A 15289-nucleotide genomic window follows, 5' to 3' on the forward strand; every position below is an offset into this window, starting at 1 on the left:
TCGAACGCATGTTCATGGCGAAATCCATAGCTGCGAAAGGGAGGATACGCAACAGGTTTGAAAAGCCTGTCCGGTGGCCGCAGCTTCTGCATCTCATGGCACATCGCCAGAGCCGACAGCGCGGCCTAGATTGTCATCCAACAGCAGGAACATGGGAAACACCGATGACCGAGCAAATCGAGCGCGCGCGCACGTTCCATTCCCTCCACCTCAAGGGAAACCCAATCGTCCTCTACAATGCATGGGATCCGGGCTCGGCCAAGATCGTCGAGAAAGCAGGCGCCAAGGCGATCGCCACCGGAAGCTGGCCGGTGGCGGCCGCGTTCGGATACGCCGATGGCGAGAAGATCCCGCTGGAGCTGGCACTCGACAACATCAGGCGCATCGTCGGGTCGGTCGACCTGCCGGTGACCATGGACCTTGAAGGCGGTTATGGCGTCGACCCGGACATCGTCGCCCGCACCGTGACGCTTGCCTTGCAGGCCGGTGCCATCGGTTTCAATTTCGAGGACCAGATTGTCGGCGGCACTGGCCTGCACGACATCACTGTCCAGGCAAAGCGGATCGAAGCCGCAGCGGCTGCCGTCAAGGCCTCCGGCATCCCGGCCTTCCTCAATGCCCGAACCGATATCTTCCTCAAGGCCAAGCCGGATGCGCACGACAAGGCGCTGCTCGATCAGGCGATCGAACGGGCGCGAGCCTATGAAAAGGCCGGAGCGAGCGGCTTTTTCGCGCCGGGCCTTGGTGATGAGGGCCTCATCGAGGCGCTCTGCAAGGCAATCGCGTTGCCGGTCAACATCATCGCGCTGGCGCATGTGCCGCCGCGCCAGCGGCTGGCCGAACTCGGCGTCGCCCGCATCAGCCACGGGCCGGTGCCCTACCGGCAGATGGCAGAATGGCTGGAGGCGAAGGCGCGGCAGGCCATTTCTGGCTAGATCAATCTTCCAGCGTCCCTGACCGGGCGTCGGCGCTCTTCCTGTCACCGACCAGCTTCAGCAGATCCTCGCCGGCGCGGATGATGCGCCGCGATCGGCGGGTCAGGATGATGCCGTCCTGCGGCGCGAAGACCTCCGTGCGGCCATCGGCTTCGCCCGGTGTATGGAGGATGATGGCAAGGCGTGCACCCTTGGCGACGCGGTCGCCGGGCTTCACGTCATAGAGCACGGCACCGGCTCGGGGCGCCGGCATCATATCGATGTTTTCCAGCGGCGCGACGACCCCTTTGAACGAGCCAGGCGCGGGCAGCGTGGCATCGGCGATCACGCCGCGCGCCACCAGCAGCCGGTAGAGCCCTTCGGCGTCGGAGGCGGCCAGGGCACCGTCGACATCGAGGATGCCGCGATATTCGACCGTGGTGGCGACGCGGCGGCCGAGCTTGGCCACATCATCTGGAACGTTTTGGTAGGGCATGATCGACGCGCCTTCGAAGGTGCCATCGGTGTCCTCGCTCCACAGCACGACCGCATCGACGCCCATGGCGGCGGCGCAATCGGCCATTGCGGGCCAAAGGCTGGTGTGGACGTAGAGATAGGCGAGGCCCTCGTCGTCGCAGTGCAGGTCGAGAACGATGTCATGGCCGAGCGACAGCTGCACCAGCCGGCTCTTCAGCCGCTGGTCGGCCGTCCCAAGTGCGGTGTCGTGCAAGAGGGCTATGTCTGGCGCGGCGAGCAATGGAAAGCCGCGGTTGAAATTGGTGCGGGTGCCCAGATGGAAGCGGCCTTGATGCTCGCCGAAATGATACTGCGCGCGACCGATCGGGTTGGCCCAGGGCACGATGGTGAGGTTGCCCTTGATGCGGCCTTCAGCCTCCGCCTTGTTGAGCATCGGCATCAGCGCGTCGATGGCGACGACGCCCGGCAATTCACCGGCATGGAGCGCTGCCTGCAGATAGGCCGAAGGGGCAGCCTTGTCCGCGCCCGCAAAGCGGAACAGCGGGAATTCGTAGGAAACGCCCTCGCTTTCACCGGCGATGCGCTCGATCGATTTCTGCATGACGTCCTCCATCAAGAGTATGAGACATGCCCGTTTGAAGACGCCGATGTCGATTGGTCCAGCCGGCCGCGCTATGGGCGCAAGAGGTTACTCTGCGGGAGCCTCAGCGACGGTGACCGCCAGCAGGGCAAGTGCTGCGCCATGGCCGAAGGCGGTGAAGACGCGTGCGGTCACATCCAGCAATGCAGAAGAAGAAGGGCCTTATGGGTTGCCGCAGGCGCTCTCAAACCAGCGGCTTCAACTCCTGGGCAATGGTCGGCAGCAATTCCGAGACGTTGGGATGGATGTGCACGGCGCGCGCGAGCGTGTCGACGGGCGCCTTGGCGTACATCAGGTCAAGCACGCAATGCACCGCCTCGTCGCCGCCGGGGCCGAGCACCGAGCAGCCGAGGATTTCCCTGGTATGTGCATCGACCAGGATCTTCATGAAGCCTTGCGTCTCGCCCTTTTCGACAGCGCGGCCGACTCGGCTCATCGGCCGCTGGCCGACCAGTGCGCGACGGCCGGATTTCTTCACCGCGGCCTCGGTCATGCCGCAGCGGCCGAGCGGGGGGTCGATGTAGAGCGCATAAGCTTCGATGCGGTCGCTGACCTTGCGCGGATCGTTGTCGAGCAGGTTGGCGGCGACGATCTCGTAGTCGTTGTAGGAGGTGTGGGTGAAGGCACCCTTGCCGTTGCAGTCGCCCATCGCCCAGATACCGGGCACGCTGGTGCGCAGTTGGTCATCGACAATGACGAAGCCGCGCCGGTCGACCTCGACGCCTGCTCTATCGAGGCCGAGGTCGTCGGTGTTGGGCGTCCGTCCGAGGGCCAGCAGTACATGCGAGCCGACCGCCGGCGGTTTGCCGGCCGAGAAGGTCACTGCGATGTCCTTGCCCTGCTTGGCGAAGCTGATGTCGTCGGCACCGACATGGACTGTAATGTCTTCGTTTTCGAGGATCGACAGGATGGCGGCCGAGACATCCTCGTCCTCGCGGCCGGTCAGGCGGGGGCTCTTCTCGATGACGGTGACTTCGCTGCCGAAGCGGCGGAACATCTGCGCGAATTCGAGCGAGACATAGCTGCCGCCGACGACGACGAGATGGCGCGGCAGCACGTCGAGATCCATCATCGACGAATTGGTCAGATAGTCGATGTCGTGAATGCCGGGCAAATCCGGCACCGAGGCGCGGCCGCCGGTGTTGAGGAAGATTTTTTCGGCGGTCAGAAGCTCGTTGCCGACGCGCACCGTGTTGGAGGATTCGAAACGCGCATGGCCACGGTAGAGCGTGCAGCCCTTCATTCCGCCGATCCAACTCTCCAGATTGCTGCGGGCGTCGATCGTCACCTTGTCCTTGCGCGCCTTGATCCTGGCATAGTCGACGCCGACGGGGCCGCCGAGCGTGACGCCATAGTCGGCCGCACGCCGCGCCAGCTGCGCGGCATAGGCACTGGCGACCATGGTCTTGGTCGGCATGCAGCCGGTGTTGACGCAGGTGCCGCCGACCAGCTTGCGCTCGATCAGCGCCACGCTCATGCCGGCTTCCGTCAGTTGGCCCGCCAATGGCGGCCCGGCCTGTCCGGCGCCGATGACGATAGCGTCGAACGTCTTGGCCGTCATGCCACCGCCGCCACGATCAGGAGGCCGCCGATGATCGCCACCGCATCCTCGATGAAGGCGGCGGGCGGATCCTTGCCGAAGGCGGCGGCGAGCNGGGGGGGAGCCGGCCGCGCGCCTCGGCGCCGCCCAGCGTGCCGATGACCGCGCCGATGGCGCCGGCGATCAGGCCGCCGATGGTGGCGCCGCCTGTCGCGCCGATGACCGCGCCGGTGAAGGCACCCATGATGATGCGGGCGCCGAATTGCTGCGGTACCTTGCGGCTTGGCGTCGACGGCAATTGGTCGGTGACCATCTCGACGATGGCCAGGATGGTGAAAATGCCGACGGCCGCCCAATGGCTCATGAAGCTCGCCCAGGTGCCGGCAACCGGCAGCCAGCCGAGCCAGGCGCCCCAGGCGACGGCGGCTGGCGCGGTCATGGCGCGAAGACCGGCAATGACGCCGATCAGGAGTGCGAGAATATAGAGCATTGTTGATCCCCTCGATCTCTCCGGCAAGAGCAGGCTAGCATAGGTCCGGCATTTGGCCAGCGCATGACTTCGAAAATTGGAATGGTTTTTGCGCCCGGTGTTGCAGAGGCATTGGCACTTTCCCGTCCATTGCAATTGTGCTTTGGCAAAGACGTCAACTGGAGACACCGTCATGGCTGAAAGCGAGCGCGCAAAGATGGCGGCCGGCCAATGGTACACGTGCCTCGACGACGAACTCGAGGCGTTGCGGGCGACAACGCGCGACGCGGTGTTCGAGCACAATTGCCTGCCGCCGCGGCAGCGCGGCAATCTCGGGCCAAGCCTGAAGGCGTTGCTCGGCAAGGCCGGTGAGGGCGCCCGCATCGAGGCGCCGTTCCACTGCGCCTATGGCTTCAACATCTTTCTCGGCGACGGCGTCTTTCTCAATGCCGGCTGCACCATCCTCGACACGGCAAGCATACGCATCGGCAGGGGAACGCTACTCGGCCCCCATGTGCAAATCTACTGCGCCGAGCATCACAAAGAGGCCAGTGGGCGGCAAGCGGGACTGGNGTACTGGCCATCAAGTGGCGGCGCCGGTGCGGTGGTGACGCGCGACGTGCCCGACAATACCACCGTGGTCGGCAATCCGGCACGGGCGGTCAGGCGCAGCTGATGCTATGCCTTGGGAAACCGGATCGTCGCTTCAAATCCGTCTTGTCGGCCTGATGCGGGTGAATTCAGCGCCAGTGACGCATCGATCTGTTGCAGGATCCGGTTGACGATCGCCAGGCCGAGGCCCGATCCCTCGGCACGTGTTGCGCCGCGTTCGAACCGCCTGATCAGGCCAGCAGGCGCGGAAACCACCGGGCCTTGGCTGACCACGCTGAGTCGGGCGTCCTCGTCTATGTGCACGACCACCGCTCCGCCTTCGGTGCCATGCCGCAAGGCATTCTCGATGAGGTTGCGCAGGACGATGGCCAGTGCATCCGTGTCGATCGCGGCCATCGCCTTGCCTTTGTCAGGCGTTTCGAGGCGAAGGCGGCCCTTGTTTTCGCTGCGCTGTTCGAAGTCTTCCACCACCAGTGCAGCGACCGCGGCGAGGTCGGCGGGGTTGCCGGCAACGGCCACTCCGGCGTCAGCGCGCGCCAACTGCATCAGCTTTTCAGACAGGCTGGCAAGCTCGCCCAACGCCACCTTGATCTGACGCGGGCGTTTTCTTGCCGCCTCGTCCGGAGCTTCAGCAATCAGCCGCTCCGTCTGTGCCAGCGCGCCGGCAATCGGCGTGCGCAATTCATGCGCGGCGTTTGCTGTGAATTCCTTTTCTGCATCAAGCGCCATGTGCAGGCGCCGCATCAGGCTGTTGACCGACTTGGCGATAGCGGCGAGTTCTGAGGGCAAGTCCTCGGTTCGGATCGGAGCGAGATTGTCGCCATGACGGGCGCTGATCTCGCCGCGCAGTGTTTCGATAGGCCTCAGGAAACGCGCCAGGGTCAGCCATGCGAAAAGTGCGCTCAAGGGGATCAGGATGACCATTGGTATCAGGAAGCCGGTGGCGGCTTCGAGGGTTTCCTCGTTGCGTCGTGCATCAAGCTCGGCGACCTGGATGAGAACCGTGCCGCTGACCGTGGGCTCTGTGTAGATGCGCCATCCCGATGCCTCCGAGAAACCCTGAACAAGCTCGGCCGTGAGCGGCTCGGCCGGAGCGTTGTAAGAATGAATGAGAACGTGACCGGTGGCGTCGCGCACCTGGAAAATGAGACGCCCGCCGTCATCGTCCGAAACGGCCTCCGCCAGCCTGCGGGGCGATTGCGACGCCTCGCGTCCGAAAAGATCGTCGATCACCAGCGGCAGCAGCCGGCGCGCCGCTTCCTGCATCGAGCTGTCCATGGCTTCGTTGATTTCACGATGCAGCGTGATGCTTCCCGTGCCGGCGGCGACCAGGCCGAAGGCGACCGTGACCAGGATCAGCGAAGCGACGAGGCGACCGGCAAGGCTGCTGAGCAGTCTCATGAGGATGCCAGGCGGTAGCCAAGCCCTCTTACCGTCGTGACGGCGTCGCGCCCGATCTTCTTGCGCAGACGACTGACATACACTTCGACAGTATTGCTTTCGATCTCCGTGCCGAAGGCATAGAGCGCGTCCTCGATCTGGTTCTTGCCGACAGTCATGCCGGGCCGGCGCAAGAATTGCTCCAGCACCGCCCATTCGCGCGATGTCAGCATCGCCTCCGTCCCTCCGACGACAACGCGGCGGGCGGCCTGGTCGATCTCGACAGACCCGAAACGGATCAAGGGATTGGGGTTTCCCGCATAGCGGCGCGAGACGGCGGCGAGGCGCGCGGACAATTCGCCAAGATCAAACGGCTTGACCAGATAGTCGTCCGCTCCGGAGTTCAGCCCCTCTATACGATCGGAGAGCTGGTCGCGGGCGGTCAGGATGATGACTGGTGTGTCGTTGCTCTCGCGGCGCAGCAGCTTCAGGAATTGGAGCCCCTTGCCATCCGGCAGATGGAGATCGAGGAGAACGAGTTCATAGGAGACGACGCGAAGGTGATCGCCGGCTTCACCAAGCGACCTGCTCCAATCCACCGCGTGGCCGTCGGCGGCAACGTGATCGCGCACCGCTTCGCCCAGTACAGGATCGTCCTCGATCAGCAGAACGCGCACTTCGCCTCCGTGTTCAGCAACCCGCCCGTCTATGCGGGATGAGGCTGACAGGAAGCTGAATGAAAGCCAACTGCGGCTTTTTGGGCGACGCCGGGCGTGTTCAGGCAGCTGTCAGGTTTCACGGTCAGGGTCCGTGACATCGGAATTGGCCGATGGAGAAAAGAAGATGAAGACCTTGACCTTGACCGCGCTGGTGATGGCTCTTGCCGGGCCGGCCTTTGCCGCCGACAAGTGTGATGTGCCGACCGACCAGTGGCAGCCGCGCGAGGCGCTGCAAAAGAAGCTTGAAAGCGAAGGCTGGAAGGTTCGCAGCATCAAGACGGAAAACGGCTGCTATGAAGCCAAGGCGCTCGACGCCAAGGGCAAGAAGCTGGAAGCCGTCTTCAACCCCAAGACGCTCGAGTCGGTCGGCGCCGATTCCGACGACGGCTGACCGCCATGAACGCCACCTTTTCGACACGAGAAGCCTCGGTCGATTCGACACGAGAAGTCTCGGTCGAGTCGACACGAGAAAACCTGATCAGGGTGTGGAGCCCCTATGTCCGCCTCTTTCACTGGTCCTTGGTCCTGTGCGTTGCGGTGGCTTGGCTTTCCTCCGGAGAGATCATGAAGGTGCATGAACTGGCCGGCTATGGCGCTGGGGTTCTGATTGCCTCAAGGCTGATCGCCGGGCTTGCGGGTTCGGGGTATACGCGCTTTCGTCAATTCGTGCGCGGACCGCAAACCGTCAGCCTGTATCTCGCCGACGTGGCAAAGGGCCGCGAGAGGCGTCATCTCGGCCATAATCCGGCTGGAGGCGCCATGGTGCTGGCACTTCTGGCTTGCGTAGCGGGAATTGCGCTTACCGGCTGGATGCAGACCACCGACGCCTGGTGGGGCGTGGCCTGGGTGGAGGACACGCACAAGATCCTGGGCAATGGAATTCTCGTGCTGGTCGGACTTCATGTCGGCGGCGTGCTGCTGGCCAGCGTTCGTCATCATGAGAATCTGGTTCGCGCCATGCTCACCGGCCGCAAGCGTGCGCCTTCGCCGCAAGACGTTGCCTGAGTTAGAAACCGGCAAAATTCCGAGGGCGCCGCGCGATGCGGCGCCCTCGGCGTTCTGTCTCAGAAGGACAGCGCCATACGTTCGTCCCTCTGATCGGCCCGCCTGGAAAATTCGCGCCGGTATTGCGCCGGTGATGTCCTGAGCCGAGCGGCGAAATGCTGGCGCAGCGAGGTGGCGCTGCCGAAGCCGGCCTCGAACGCCACGATATCCATCGGTTTCTCCGTGGCTTCCAGCAGCCGCTGCGCCAGTTCGACCCGCTGGCCGGTCAGCCATTCGCCGAAACTGGTGCCGATCGATTTCTGGAAGCGGCGGGTGAAGGTGCGCCGGGTCAGGCCGGCGGCCTCGGCGACGCTGTCCAGACTATGCGCCTCGCCGAGCGTTGCACGAACCGCGTCGAGGGCTTGGGCGAAACGGTCGGCATCAGCGCTCCTCGCCACCGGATGCTCGATGAATTGCGCCTGCCCGCCCTGCCGATGCGGGGAAAGCACAATCTGGCGGGCCAGCCGCAGTGCCGCTTCCGCGCCATAGCGGCCACGCACGATGTGGAGACAGCAGTCGAGGCCGGCGGCGACGCCGGCCGACGTAACGACATCGCCATTGTCGACATAGAGCACCGTGGCGTCGACGGCGACATCGGGGTGGAGTGTTTGCAACTGTTCGCAATAGGCCCAGTGCGTGGCGGCACGGCGGCCCGACAATAGCCCGGCTGCGGCTATGGCAAAGGTTCCCAGGCACAGTCCGACAATCAAGGCGCCGCGCCGGTGTGCCTTGCGCAGCGCCTCCATCAGCAACGGCGCCGGCGGCTCGCCGAGACGATGCCAGCTTGGGATGATGACAATGTCGGCAGCGTCAAAACCTTCGAGCCCATGCGGGGCGGCGGCGGTCAAGCCGGCCTCGGTGTGGATTGGGCCGGCCTTGACCGCGCAGATGCGGAAGTCGAAGCGCGGTAGCCCAAGTGCCGTCCTGTCCTCGCCGAAGACCAGGCACGGCACGGAGAGATGGAAGGGGCTGATGCCGTCGAAGGCGAGGACGGCAACGATCGGGTCGGTCATGGATGCCTCCAGCGAGTGAGTGTATATTGTCCCAATTCTTTCGAATGATGTCAATCGGGACACTTTCGATGGCTTGGCAGCCTGCCTATTTTCGGACGATCGCATTCAAGCCGGAAAGGAAAACACAATGTCTGACCCAGCCAACGCCACGCCACGCCGGGCGCTGATCGTCATCGATGTCCAGAACGACTATGACGGCGGCAATCTTGCCATCCAGCATCCGCCATTCCGCGACAGCGTGGTCAACGTCGCCCGGGCCATGGATGCCGCCGCAGCCGCCGGCATCAAGGTGGCGGTCGTCAAGCAGATGGCGCCCGAGACATCGCCGATCTTCGCCAAGGGCAGCCATGGCGGCGAACTGCATCCCGAAATCGCCAGGCGCAGTCGCGACCATTATGTCGAAAAGAACCTGCCCTCCGCCTTCACCGGAACCGACCTCGAGGACTGGCTGCATGCCAACGCCATCGATACGATCACGGTGGTCGGCTACATGACGCATAATTGCGACCTGTCGACCATCATCCACGCCGTCCATATGGGCTTCGCCGTCGAGTTCCTGTCCGACGCCACCGGCTCGGTGCCATACGCCAACAGCGCCGGCTACGCCTCGGCTGAGGAGATCCACCGCGTGGTCACGATCATCCTGCAGTCGCGCTTCGCCGCCGTGCTCAAGACCGCCGAATGGGTCGAGTGCCTGAAGACAGGAGCGCTGCCGGAGCGTGACACGATCGTCGGCTCCAACCAGCGGGCGCTGTCGCGGAGCGCCGCATAAGCATCAGCGGAAAATGCAAAGGGCGCCGCATCGCTGCGGCGCCCTTTTGATATGTCGAGACTTAAGTCTCAGAACAGGCCTTCGATCTGGCCCATTTCGTTGAGGAAGATCTTCTCCGAGGACGGAGCCTTGGGCAGGCCGGGCATAGTCATAACCTCGCCGCAGATGATGACGACGAAGCCGGCACCGGCCGAAAGCCTGACCTCGCGCACCGGCACGGTGTGACCGGTCGGCGCACCGCGCAGGTTCGGGTCGGTCGAGAACGAGTACTGGGTCTTGGCCATGCATACCGGCAGGTGGCCATAGCCGGCCTGCTCCCAGGCGTGCAGCTGGTCGCGCACCGACTTGTCGGCAATCGCCTCCGAGCCGCGATAGATGCGCTGGACGATGGTGTTGATCTTCTCGAACAGCGGCATGGCATCGGGATAGAGCGGCGCGAACTGCGAAGCGCCGGATTCGGCCAGCGCCACCACCTTGTTGGCGAGGTCTTCGATGCCGGCCGAGCCGTGGGCCCAGTGCTTGCACAGGATGGCTTCCTCACCCATCGAGGCGACATAGTCCTTCATCGCCTGGATCTCGGCGTCGGTGTCGGAATAGAAGTGATTGATGGCGACCACCGCCGGCACGCCGAACTGCCTGATGTTCTCGATGTGGCGGCCAAGGTTGGCGCAGCCCTTCTTCACCGCTTCGACATTTTCCTTGCCGAGGTCTTCCTTCTTGACGCCGCCATTCATCTTCATGGCGCGCACGGTGGCGACAATGACGGCTGCTGCCGGCTTCAGCCCAGCCTTGCGGCACTTGATGTCGAAGAACTTTTCCGCGCCGAGATCGGCGCCGAAGCCGGCTTCGGTGACGACGTAGTCGGCAAGCTTGAGCGCCGTCGTGGTGGCGACGACCGAGTTGCAGCCATGCGCGATGTTGGCGAACGGGCCGCCATGCACGAAGGCCGGGTTGTTCTCCAGCGTCTGCACCAGGTTCGGCTGCATGGCGTCCTTCAGCAGAACGGCCATGGCGCCGTCGGCCTTGAGGTCGCGCGCATAGACCGCCGACTTGTCGCGGCGATAGGCGACGATGATGTCGCCAAGGCGCTTTTCAAGGTCCTTCAGGTCGGTCGACAGGCAAAGGATCGCCATGACTTCCGAGGCGACGGTGATGTCGAAGCCGCCCTCGCGCGGAAAACCGTTGGCGACGCCGCCGAGCGAGCAGATCATCTCGCGCAGCGCACGGTCGTTCATGTCCATAACGCGGCGCCAGACGACGCGGCGGGTGTCGATGCCGAGCTCATTGCCCCAGTAGATGTGGTTGTCGATGAGCGCCGAAAGCAAGTTGTGCGCCGTGGTGATGGCGTGGAAGTCACCGGTGAAGTGGAGGTTCATGTCCTCCATCGGCACGACCTGCGCGTAACCGCCGCCGGCAGCGCCGCCCTTGACGCCGAAGTTCGGGCCGAGCGAGGCCTCGCGGATGCAGACGATCGCCTTCCTGCCGATGCGGTTCAGGCCGTCGCCGAGGCCGACCGTGGTCGTCGTCTTGCCTTCGCCGGCCGGCGTCGGGTTGATGGCGGTGACGAGGATCAGCTTGCCATCCTTGTTGCCCTTCACCGACTTTATGAACTCGGCGGAGATCTTGGCCTTGTCGTGGCCATAGGGCAGCAGATGTTCGGTCGGGATGCCGATCTTCTGGCCGATCTCCTGGATCTGCTTTTTCCTGGCGCCGCGCGCGATCTCGATGTCGGACTTCACTTCGGCCATGACGGCTTTCCTCTGGATTGGACGGTGGAGGGGACGGGTTTGATGTCACTCGCAAGCAGGTTGGAACCGGGCGCGGGCATGTTCTAACCCTCTCGCTGCCGCGGCGTCAACTTGCATGCAACTATGTTTCCTATAGAGAAAATTCCTCTGCGGACCGGCCGACCTGTCATCGGTTCTTCCTGGCTCCGTTGCCGCGCCGTATACAAGCCAGAGGACGCGTCGCGCCGCCGTCTCAAAACAGCCGCACAATGCACGGAATGCGACAGAGGCGACGGCGCAAATTCGCCATCGCGTGGTGCCCAACGGAACAGCGCTACTGAGTCAGCACGTTGCTGATTTCGACCATGTTGGAGCGCACCCTGAGCACGTAGAAGCCCATTGTCGTCAGGTGCGTTGGCAGGATCCAGCCGTCCTCGCGGCCGTTGGCGATGATAAAGGGCTGGATGCGCAGCGCCGAAACGAACTGCGAGTCCATCGTGTCCCACAGGTTCTGCAGATGCTTTTCCTTGATGACGTCGTCGAAGTCGGCCTGGGCACCCTTCATCAGCCCGTAATAGCCATAGAGTTGGCCATAGGCGAACCAGAAACGGTCGTCGGCGCGGAAATCGAACCAGCCATTGTTGTGGTTTTCAGCGCGTTCCTTGAGGATCGCCGAGGTCGAGCCGATGTCGGACGAGATACGGTCGATATATTGTTTCAAATTGTCGGCGCGGGCGTCGAACGTCGCCTGGCAGGTGGCAAGGCGAGCGTTGAAGGAACGCAGCATGCGGACGGCGTCGCGATAGTAGCTTGGTGTCGGCGTCTTGGGGCCGAACGGGTTCAGGCCGAAATACCAGGTCTCCTCATCGAACTGCAGATTGCCGCGAGCATTCTGCAGATCGCTGTCGATCTGCGAGGTGGTGCGCACACGGCCGAGATTGTCGGCGAGTTCGGTTGCGGTGCGCCGCACCGCCTGGTTGATGCCGCGCTGGAACGAGGCCTTGTTGTCCATCCACGGCGTGTTATCCCAGTCGATCCCGAACAGGCCGAGCTTGTAGAGGATCATCGACGAGATCCAGGCATTCTGGTTGACGTTGAAATCGGTCAGGTCGGCCGCCACCTGGGCGATGCCGGAGTTGCCGCAGGTCTTGGCAGTGTCGGTGCCGGAGCCCGCCGAGACCTGTTCGCCGGCGGAGACGTTGCGTTTCTCGAAAGTGTATGTGTCGGGGTAGTTCGGGTTGAAATTGTTCCACCACTGGGTGGCGTAGAAGAAATTGGCGTAGAGGCCGATCAGCACCAGCAAAGCCAGGCCGAGCGCCGCCTTTAGGATCCAGCCACGTTGCGTGTACCAGCGCCCGGCCCACAGGAACGGCCACAGGATCGCGCCGATCACAAGCCCAATGCCGCGGCCGATCCACTGGAAAATCCGGGTGAAGAAGTTCACGATCGGATCGAGCATGGCAATGTTATCCCCTCAAAGCATGATGCCAAAAAGTTGCAGACTGTTTGGATAACATCATGCGCCAAAACAGTAAGTTAGAACGAAGTGACAGTTCATTTCGTTCTAGTCGGTCAAGCCATAGAGGCGTGTGCGAAACGCCACCTTGTCCTTCAAATATGTGGTTTTGAGAACGTCTACAACATGCGAGCGCCAGGCGTCGCTGAAGCCGTCATAGTCCCTGTAGAAGCCGTCCTTGTTGAAGATGTAGCGCGAGACGAAATCCGACGGCACGAAATCCGAGATCAGCCGGTTGGTCAGCCAGGCGTCGGGATGTTCTGATTTGGCGCGGATCACCAGGAAGCGCTGCTGCGGGGAGACATCCTCGATCTTGAGGTGGCCGAGCTGGGCGATCTCGCGCTTGGCGGCGTTGAGAAAGGGAAAGTTGCCGTCTTCGGTGATCAGGTCGGCATGGCTCTGGATCCAGGTCTGCAGCCAGACCTTGTCGACGTCGGTCAGGTTGCGGTTCGGGTCGGCGTCGCGGATCAGCGCGCGCACCACCATCTCGGCCCGGTGCTCGAGATAGCCCGATGTCTCGACCCAGGAGGCACGCGGCAGCTCGATCCGCCCGGTGGTGGCGAGGAATTTGAACACCTTGTCGGCGTCGCTGATCGAGATGTAGCTCACTTGCCACGGTCGCGAACGGCGGAAACCGGGAGCCGCCGGATCGCTGATCACGGTCGTCATATCAGGGTCGACGAACACGTAGAGGCCGCCGAAATGGCTGGTCCAATAGGCGCTGTGGCGGAAGATCACCTGGTCTGGCACCAGCGCGTTTTCGCGGATGTCACCGCAGATCTTGGCAAGCTCCACCATGCGGGTCAGCATGGCGTTGTCGCGCCAGGCGTCGGGCTCCTGCCTAAGCCGGTCGACGAGCTTGCCGAGCTCGGCGGCCTTGCCTAGCACATCCTCGGCCGACAGCACCTTGAACTCGACCTGGTTGATCGACAGCAAATCCTCGATGTCGTTGACCTTCGGAATGGAATCCTCGATCTCGCCGTAGATCACGTCCTTGATGGTCAGCGCGTCGATGGCGCGCTGGTTCTTGGACATGAACTCGAACATCAGCTGCGAGGTGTTGGAGAAGGCCGTATGCACCACCGGCAGGTCGATCTGCGACGGCGTCAGGATGATGAAGCGGCGGTTGACCTCGTTGGGATCGAGATAATCGTAGTCGCCGCATTCCTCGGCCACTTCGGGCGAGAAGCCGGTGCGGTCAATCTGAAAGCTTTTCAGCTTGGTGGGCTTCAAGCCGAATGCGGCGAGCGCCTTGTTGTAGCGCTGGATCAGGTGCGACTCGTCGACCGTCAGCAGCCGGCCGTAGATCAGCTCGTTGTCGCGTAGAAGGTCGGGTTTCTTGGTCATCTTCCCTTCTCCCCGTTCACGGGGAGAAGGTGCCCGAAGAGCGGATGAGGGGCGCGGATCTTCCTTCTCCCCTTGTGGGAGAAGGTGGATCGGCGCGAAGCGCCGAGACGGTTGAGGGGTGTTGGCCGGAGCGCTGTTGGTGCCAAGCTGGAACACCCCTCATCCGTCGCCTTTGGCGACACCTTCTCCCACAAGGGGAGAAGGGAAGGACGGCTCAGCTCACGCATTCCAAAGCCCCTTCTTTTTCATCTCCTCCATCTCCCGTGCAGCCCGTTCGCGCAGCCGCGCGTCGCGCAGCAGTTTTTCCACCGCTGAGTCGTCGGACTTGTCGGAGTAGCGGAACTCAGAGTCGGCGTAGCGGTTGATCTCCTGCATGACCATGTCCATCGAGAACGGCCCGCGCAGTTCCTCGATCATCGCTTTCTTCTCGTCGTAGCCCTTGTGCATGAAGACTTCCGGCTTCTCGAACCAGTCGTAGATCGGAAGAGCGTCGTGTAGGGAAANGATGGCGCGGCCGGTGAAGCGCGGCTCGGCATCCTTGATCAGGTGCAGATAGGTGCCGATGTCGGCCATCGATTTCGGCGCGCCGTTCTCTTTCATGTAGCGCTCGTAGACCTTCATCAGCCCGTCTTCCCTCGGCTTCTCATGCTCCTCATAGGCTTCGGTCACGGCGCGCTGGACCTCCTGCGCGGCGTAGAGCTTGTGGTCGCCGAGCGGTATCTTGTGGTTCTTGCCGGCAAGCAGCACGAAGATGTCGATGTAGTCGTCGCGGCTCTGCGGCCCGTCGACCAGCCAGCGCGCGCCGGCGCGCTGGCGCAGCGCATCGTCGACGTTCTCGGGATAGTTGGAAAACATGCCGAACGAGCAATTGCCGCGCACCACGGTGGCGGCGCCCGCGAAGGCATCCATCAAGACGCCGGTGATCTCCTGCTGGCCGGCCGAGGCGCGGTCGTCGGAGCGGCGCGCCGCCACCTGGTCGATGTCGTCGATGGTGCCGAAGCCGATGACGCGCGGGTTCAAGACATTGTTGATGAACTGACGGCAGTTCTGGCCGGACTTGCCCTGATAGGACGAGATCTGGTCGACGCCGAAATTCTCATAGGAGAAGGGATAGCCGGC

The 15289-nt window shown here is 63.1% G+C and carries 13 protein-coding genes and 1 pseudogene; 5 read left to right on the top strand and 9 right to left on the bottom strand.

Annotated elements, in window-relative coordinates; genetic code table 11:
* Positions 1-164: 164 nt before the first annotated feature.
* Positions 165-935 carry an isocitrate lyase/phosphoenolpyruvate mutase family protein gene (locus tag X744_RS150630; protein WP_023760671.1) on the top strand — a complete coding sequence of 257 codons (771 nt, stop codon included), beginning with the start codon at positions 165-167 and terminating at the stop codon, positions 933-935.
* A 1-nt stretch (position 936) separates the two neighbouring features.
* Here the strand turns inward: X744_RS150630 and X744_RS150625 are convergent, their stop codons facing one another.
* From X744_RS150625 to X744_RS01000000169980, 3 genes and pseudogenes are all read right to left on the bottom strand, one after another.
* Positions 937-1992: a succinylglutamate desuccinylase/aspartoacylase family protein gene (locus X744_RS150625; protein WP_023760672.1), complete on the bottom strand. Its 1056-nt coding sequence runs from the start codon at positions 1990-1992 to the stop codon at positions 937-939.
* 223 nt (positions 1993-2215) lie between these two features.
* Complete coding sequence (locus tag X744_RS150620; RefSeq protein WP_023760674.1) at positions 2216-3592, bottom strand: FAD-containing oxidoreductase; 1377 nt, start codon at positions 3590-3592, stop codon at positions 2216-2218.
* A pseudogene (locus X744_RS01000000169980) lies at positions 3589-4061 on the bottom strand (DUF4126 domain-containing protein). The gene X744_RS150620 and the pseudogene X744_RS01000000169980 overlap by 4 nt, the downstream one beginning before the upstream one ends.
* Positions 4062-4233: 172 nt before the next feature.
* On the opposite strand from X744_RS01000000169980, the gene X744_RS150615 reads away from it, so the two are divergent.
* A complete protein-coding gene (locus tag X744_RS150615; RefSeq protein ID WP_023760675.1) occupies positions 4234-4716 on the top strand; it encodes a sugar O-acetyltransferase in 483 nt (160 codons plus the stop codon).
* Positions 4717-4718: 2 nt separating this feature from the next.
* On the opposite strand, the gene X744_RS150610 is transcribed toward X744_RS150615, so the two are convergent.
* Together X744_RS150610 and X744_RS150605 are read right to left on the bottom strand one after the other, a co-directional pair.
* The gene (locus X744_RS150610; protein WP_023760676.1) at positions 4719-6053 is read right to left on the bottom strand and encodes an ATP-binding protein; all 1335 of its coding nucleotides are present in this window, start codon (positions 6051-6053) and stop codon (positions 4719-4721) included.
* On the bottom strand, positions 6050-6709 hold the full coding sequence (locus X744_RS150605) for a response regulator transcription factor (RefSeq protein ID WP_023760677.1): 660 nt from the start codon (positions 6707-6709) through the stop codon (positions 6050-6052). Before X744_RS150605 ends, X744_RS150610 begins: the two co-directional genes overlap by 4 nt.
* 166 nt (positions 6710-6875) lie before the next feature.
* Here X744_RS150605 and X744_RS150600 point away from each other — a divergent pair, with 166 nt between their 5' ends.
* Together X744_RS150600 and X744_RS150595 are read left to right on the top strand one after the other, a co-directional pair.
* Complete coding sequence (locus X744_RS150600; protein ID WP_023760678.1) at positions 6876-7142, top strand: PepSY domain-containing protein; 267 nt, start codon at positions 6876-6878, stop codon at positions 7140-7142.
* 5 nt (positions 7143-7147) lie between these two features.
* Positions 7148-7756, top strand: a complete 609-nt coding sequence (locus X744_RS150595; RefSeq protein WP_084025525.1) for a cytochrome b/b6 domain-containing protein — start codon at positions 7148-7150, stop codon at positions 7754-7756.
* Positions 7757-7815: 59 nt separating this feature from the next.
* Here the strand turns inward: X744_RS150595 and X744_RS150590 are convergent, their stop codons facing one another.
* Positions 7816-8808 (bottom strand): helix-turn-helix domain-containing protein, encoded by a 993-nt coding sequence (locus tag X744_RS150590; protein WP_023760680.1) that lies wholly within the window; start codon positions 8806-8808, stop codon positions 7816-7818.
* A gap of 127 nt (positions 8809-8935) precedes the next feature.
* On the opposite strand from X744_RS150590, the gene X744_RS150585 reads away from it, so the two are divergent.
* Positions 8936-9580 carry a cysteine hydrolase family protein gene (locus X744_RS150585; RefSeq protein ID WP_023760681.1) on the top strand — a complete coding sequence of 215 codons (645 nt, stop codon included), beginning with the start codon at positions 8936-8938 and terminating at the stop codon, positions 9578-9580.
* A 68-nt stretch (positions 9581-9648) separates the two neighbouring features.
* On the opposite strand, the gene X744_RS150580 is transcribed toward X744_RS150585, so the two are convergent.
* From X744_RS150580 to X744_RS150570, 3 genes are all read right to left on the bottom strand, one after another.
* Positions 9649-11328: a formate--tetrahydrofolate ligase gene (locus tag X744_RS150580; protein WP_023760682.1), complete on the bottom strand. Its 1680-nt coding sequence runs from the start codon at positions 11326-11328 to the stop codon at positions 9649-9651.
* A 313-nt stretch (positions 11329-11641) separates the two neighbouring features.
* Complete coding sequence (locus X744_RS150575; protein WP_023760683.1) at positions 11642-12766, bottom strand: DUF2333 family protein; 1125 nt, start codon at positions 12764-12766, stop codon at positions 11642-11644.
* A gap of 105 nt (positions 12767-12871) precedes the next feature.
* Positions 12872-14170 carry a DUF6638 family protein gene (locus tag X744_RS150570; RefSeq protein ID WP_023760684.1) on the bottom strand — a complete coding sequence of 433 codons (1299 nt, stop codon included), beginning with the start codon at positions 14168-14170 and terminating at the stop codon, positions 12872-12874.
* Between the last annotated feature and the right edge of the window lie 1119 nt (positions 14171-15289).

Source organism: Mesorhizobium sp. LNHC252B00 (genome assembly GCF_000502955.1).
GTDB lineage: Bacteria > Pseudomonadota > Alphaproteobacteria > Rhizobiales > Rhizobiaceae > Mesorhizobium.

Coding starts and splice junctions, on each gene's coding strand:
- X744_RS150580 (WP_023760682.1), bottom strand. CDS start 11,328: ATGGCCGAAGTGAAGTCCGACATCGAGATCGCGCGCGGCGCCAGGAAA.
- X744_RS150630 (WP_023760671.1), top strand. CDS start 165: ATGACCGAGCAAATCGAGCGCGCGCGCACGTTCCATTCCCTCCACCTC.
- X744_RS150590 (WP_023760680.1), bottom strand. CDS start 8,808: ATGACCGACCCGATCGTTGCCGTCCTCGCCTTCGACGGCATCAGCCCC.
- X744_RS150620 (WP_023760674.1), bottom strand. CDS start 3,592: ATGACGGCCAAGACGTTCGACGCTATCGTCATCGGCGCCGGACAGGCC.
- X744_RS150625 (WP_023760672.1), bottom strand. CDS start 1,992: ATGCAGAAATCGATCGAGCGCATCGCCGGTGAAAGCGAGGGCGTTTCC.
- X744_RS150595 (WP_084025525.1), top strand. CDS start 7,148: ATGAACGCCACCTTTTCGACACGAGAAGCCTCGGTCGATTCGACACGA.
- X744_RS150570 (WP_023760684.1), bottom strand. CDS start 14,170: ATGACCAAGAAACCCGACCTTCTACGCGACAACGAGCTGATCTACGGC.
- X744_RS150600 (WP_023760678.1), top strand. CDS start 6,876: ATGAAGACCTTGACCTTGACCGCGCTGGTGATGGCTCTTGCCGGGCCG.
- X744_RS150610 (WP_023760676.1), bottom strand. CDS start 6,053: ATGAGACTGCTCAGCAGCCTTGCCGGTCGCCTCGTCGCTTCGCTGATC.
- X744_RS150585 (WP_023760681.1), top strand. CDS start 8,936: ATGTCTGACCCAGCCAACGCCACGCCACGCCGGGCGCTGATCGTCATC.
- X744_RS150575 (WP_023760683.1), bottom strand. CDS start 12,766: ATGCTCGATCCGATCGTGAACTTCTTCACCCGGATTTTCCAGTGGATC.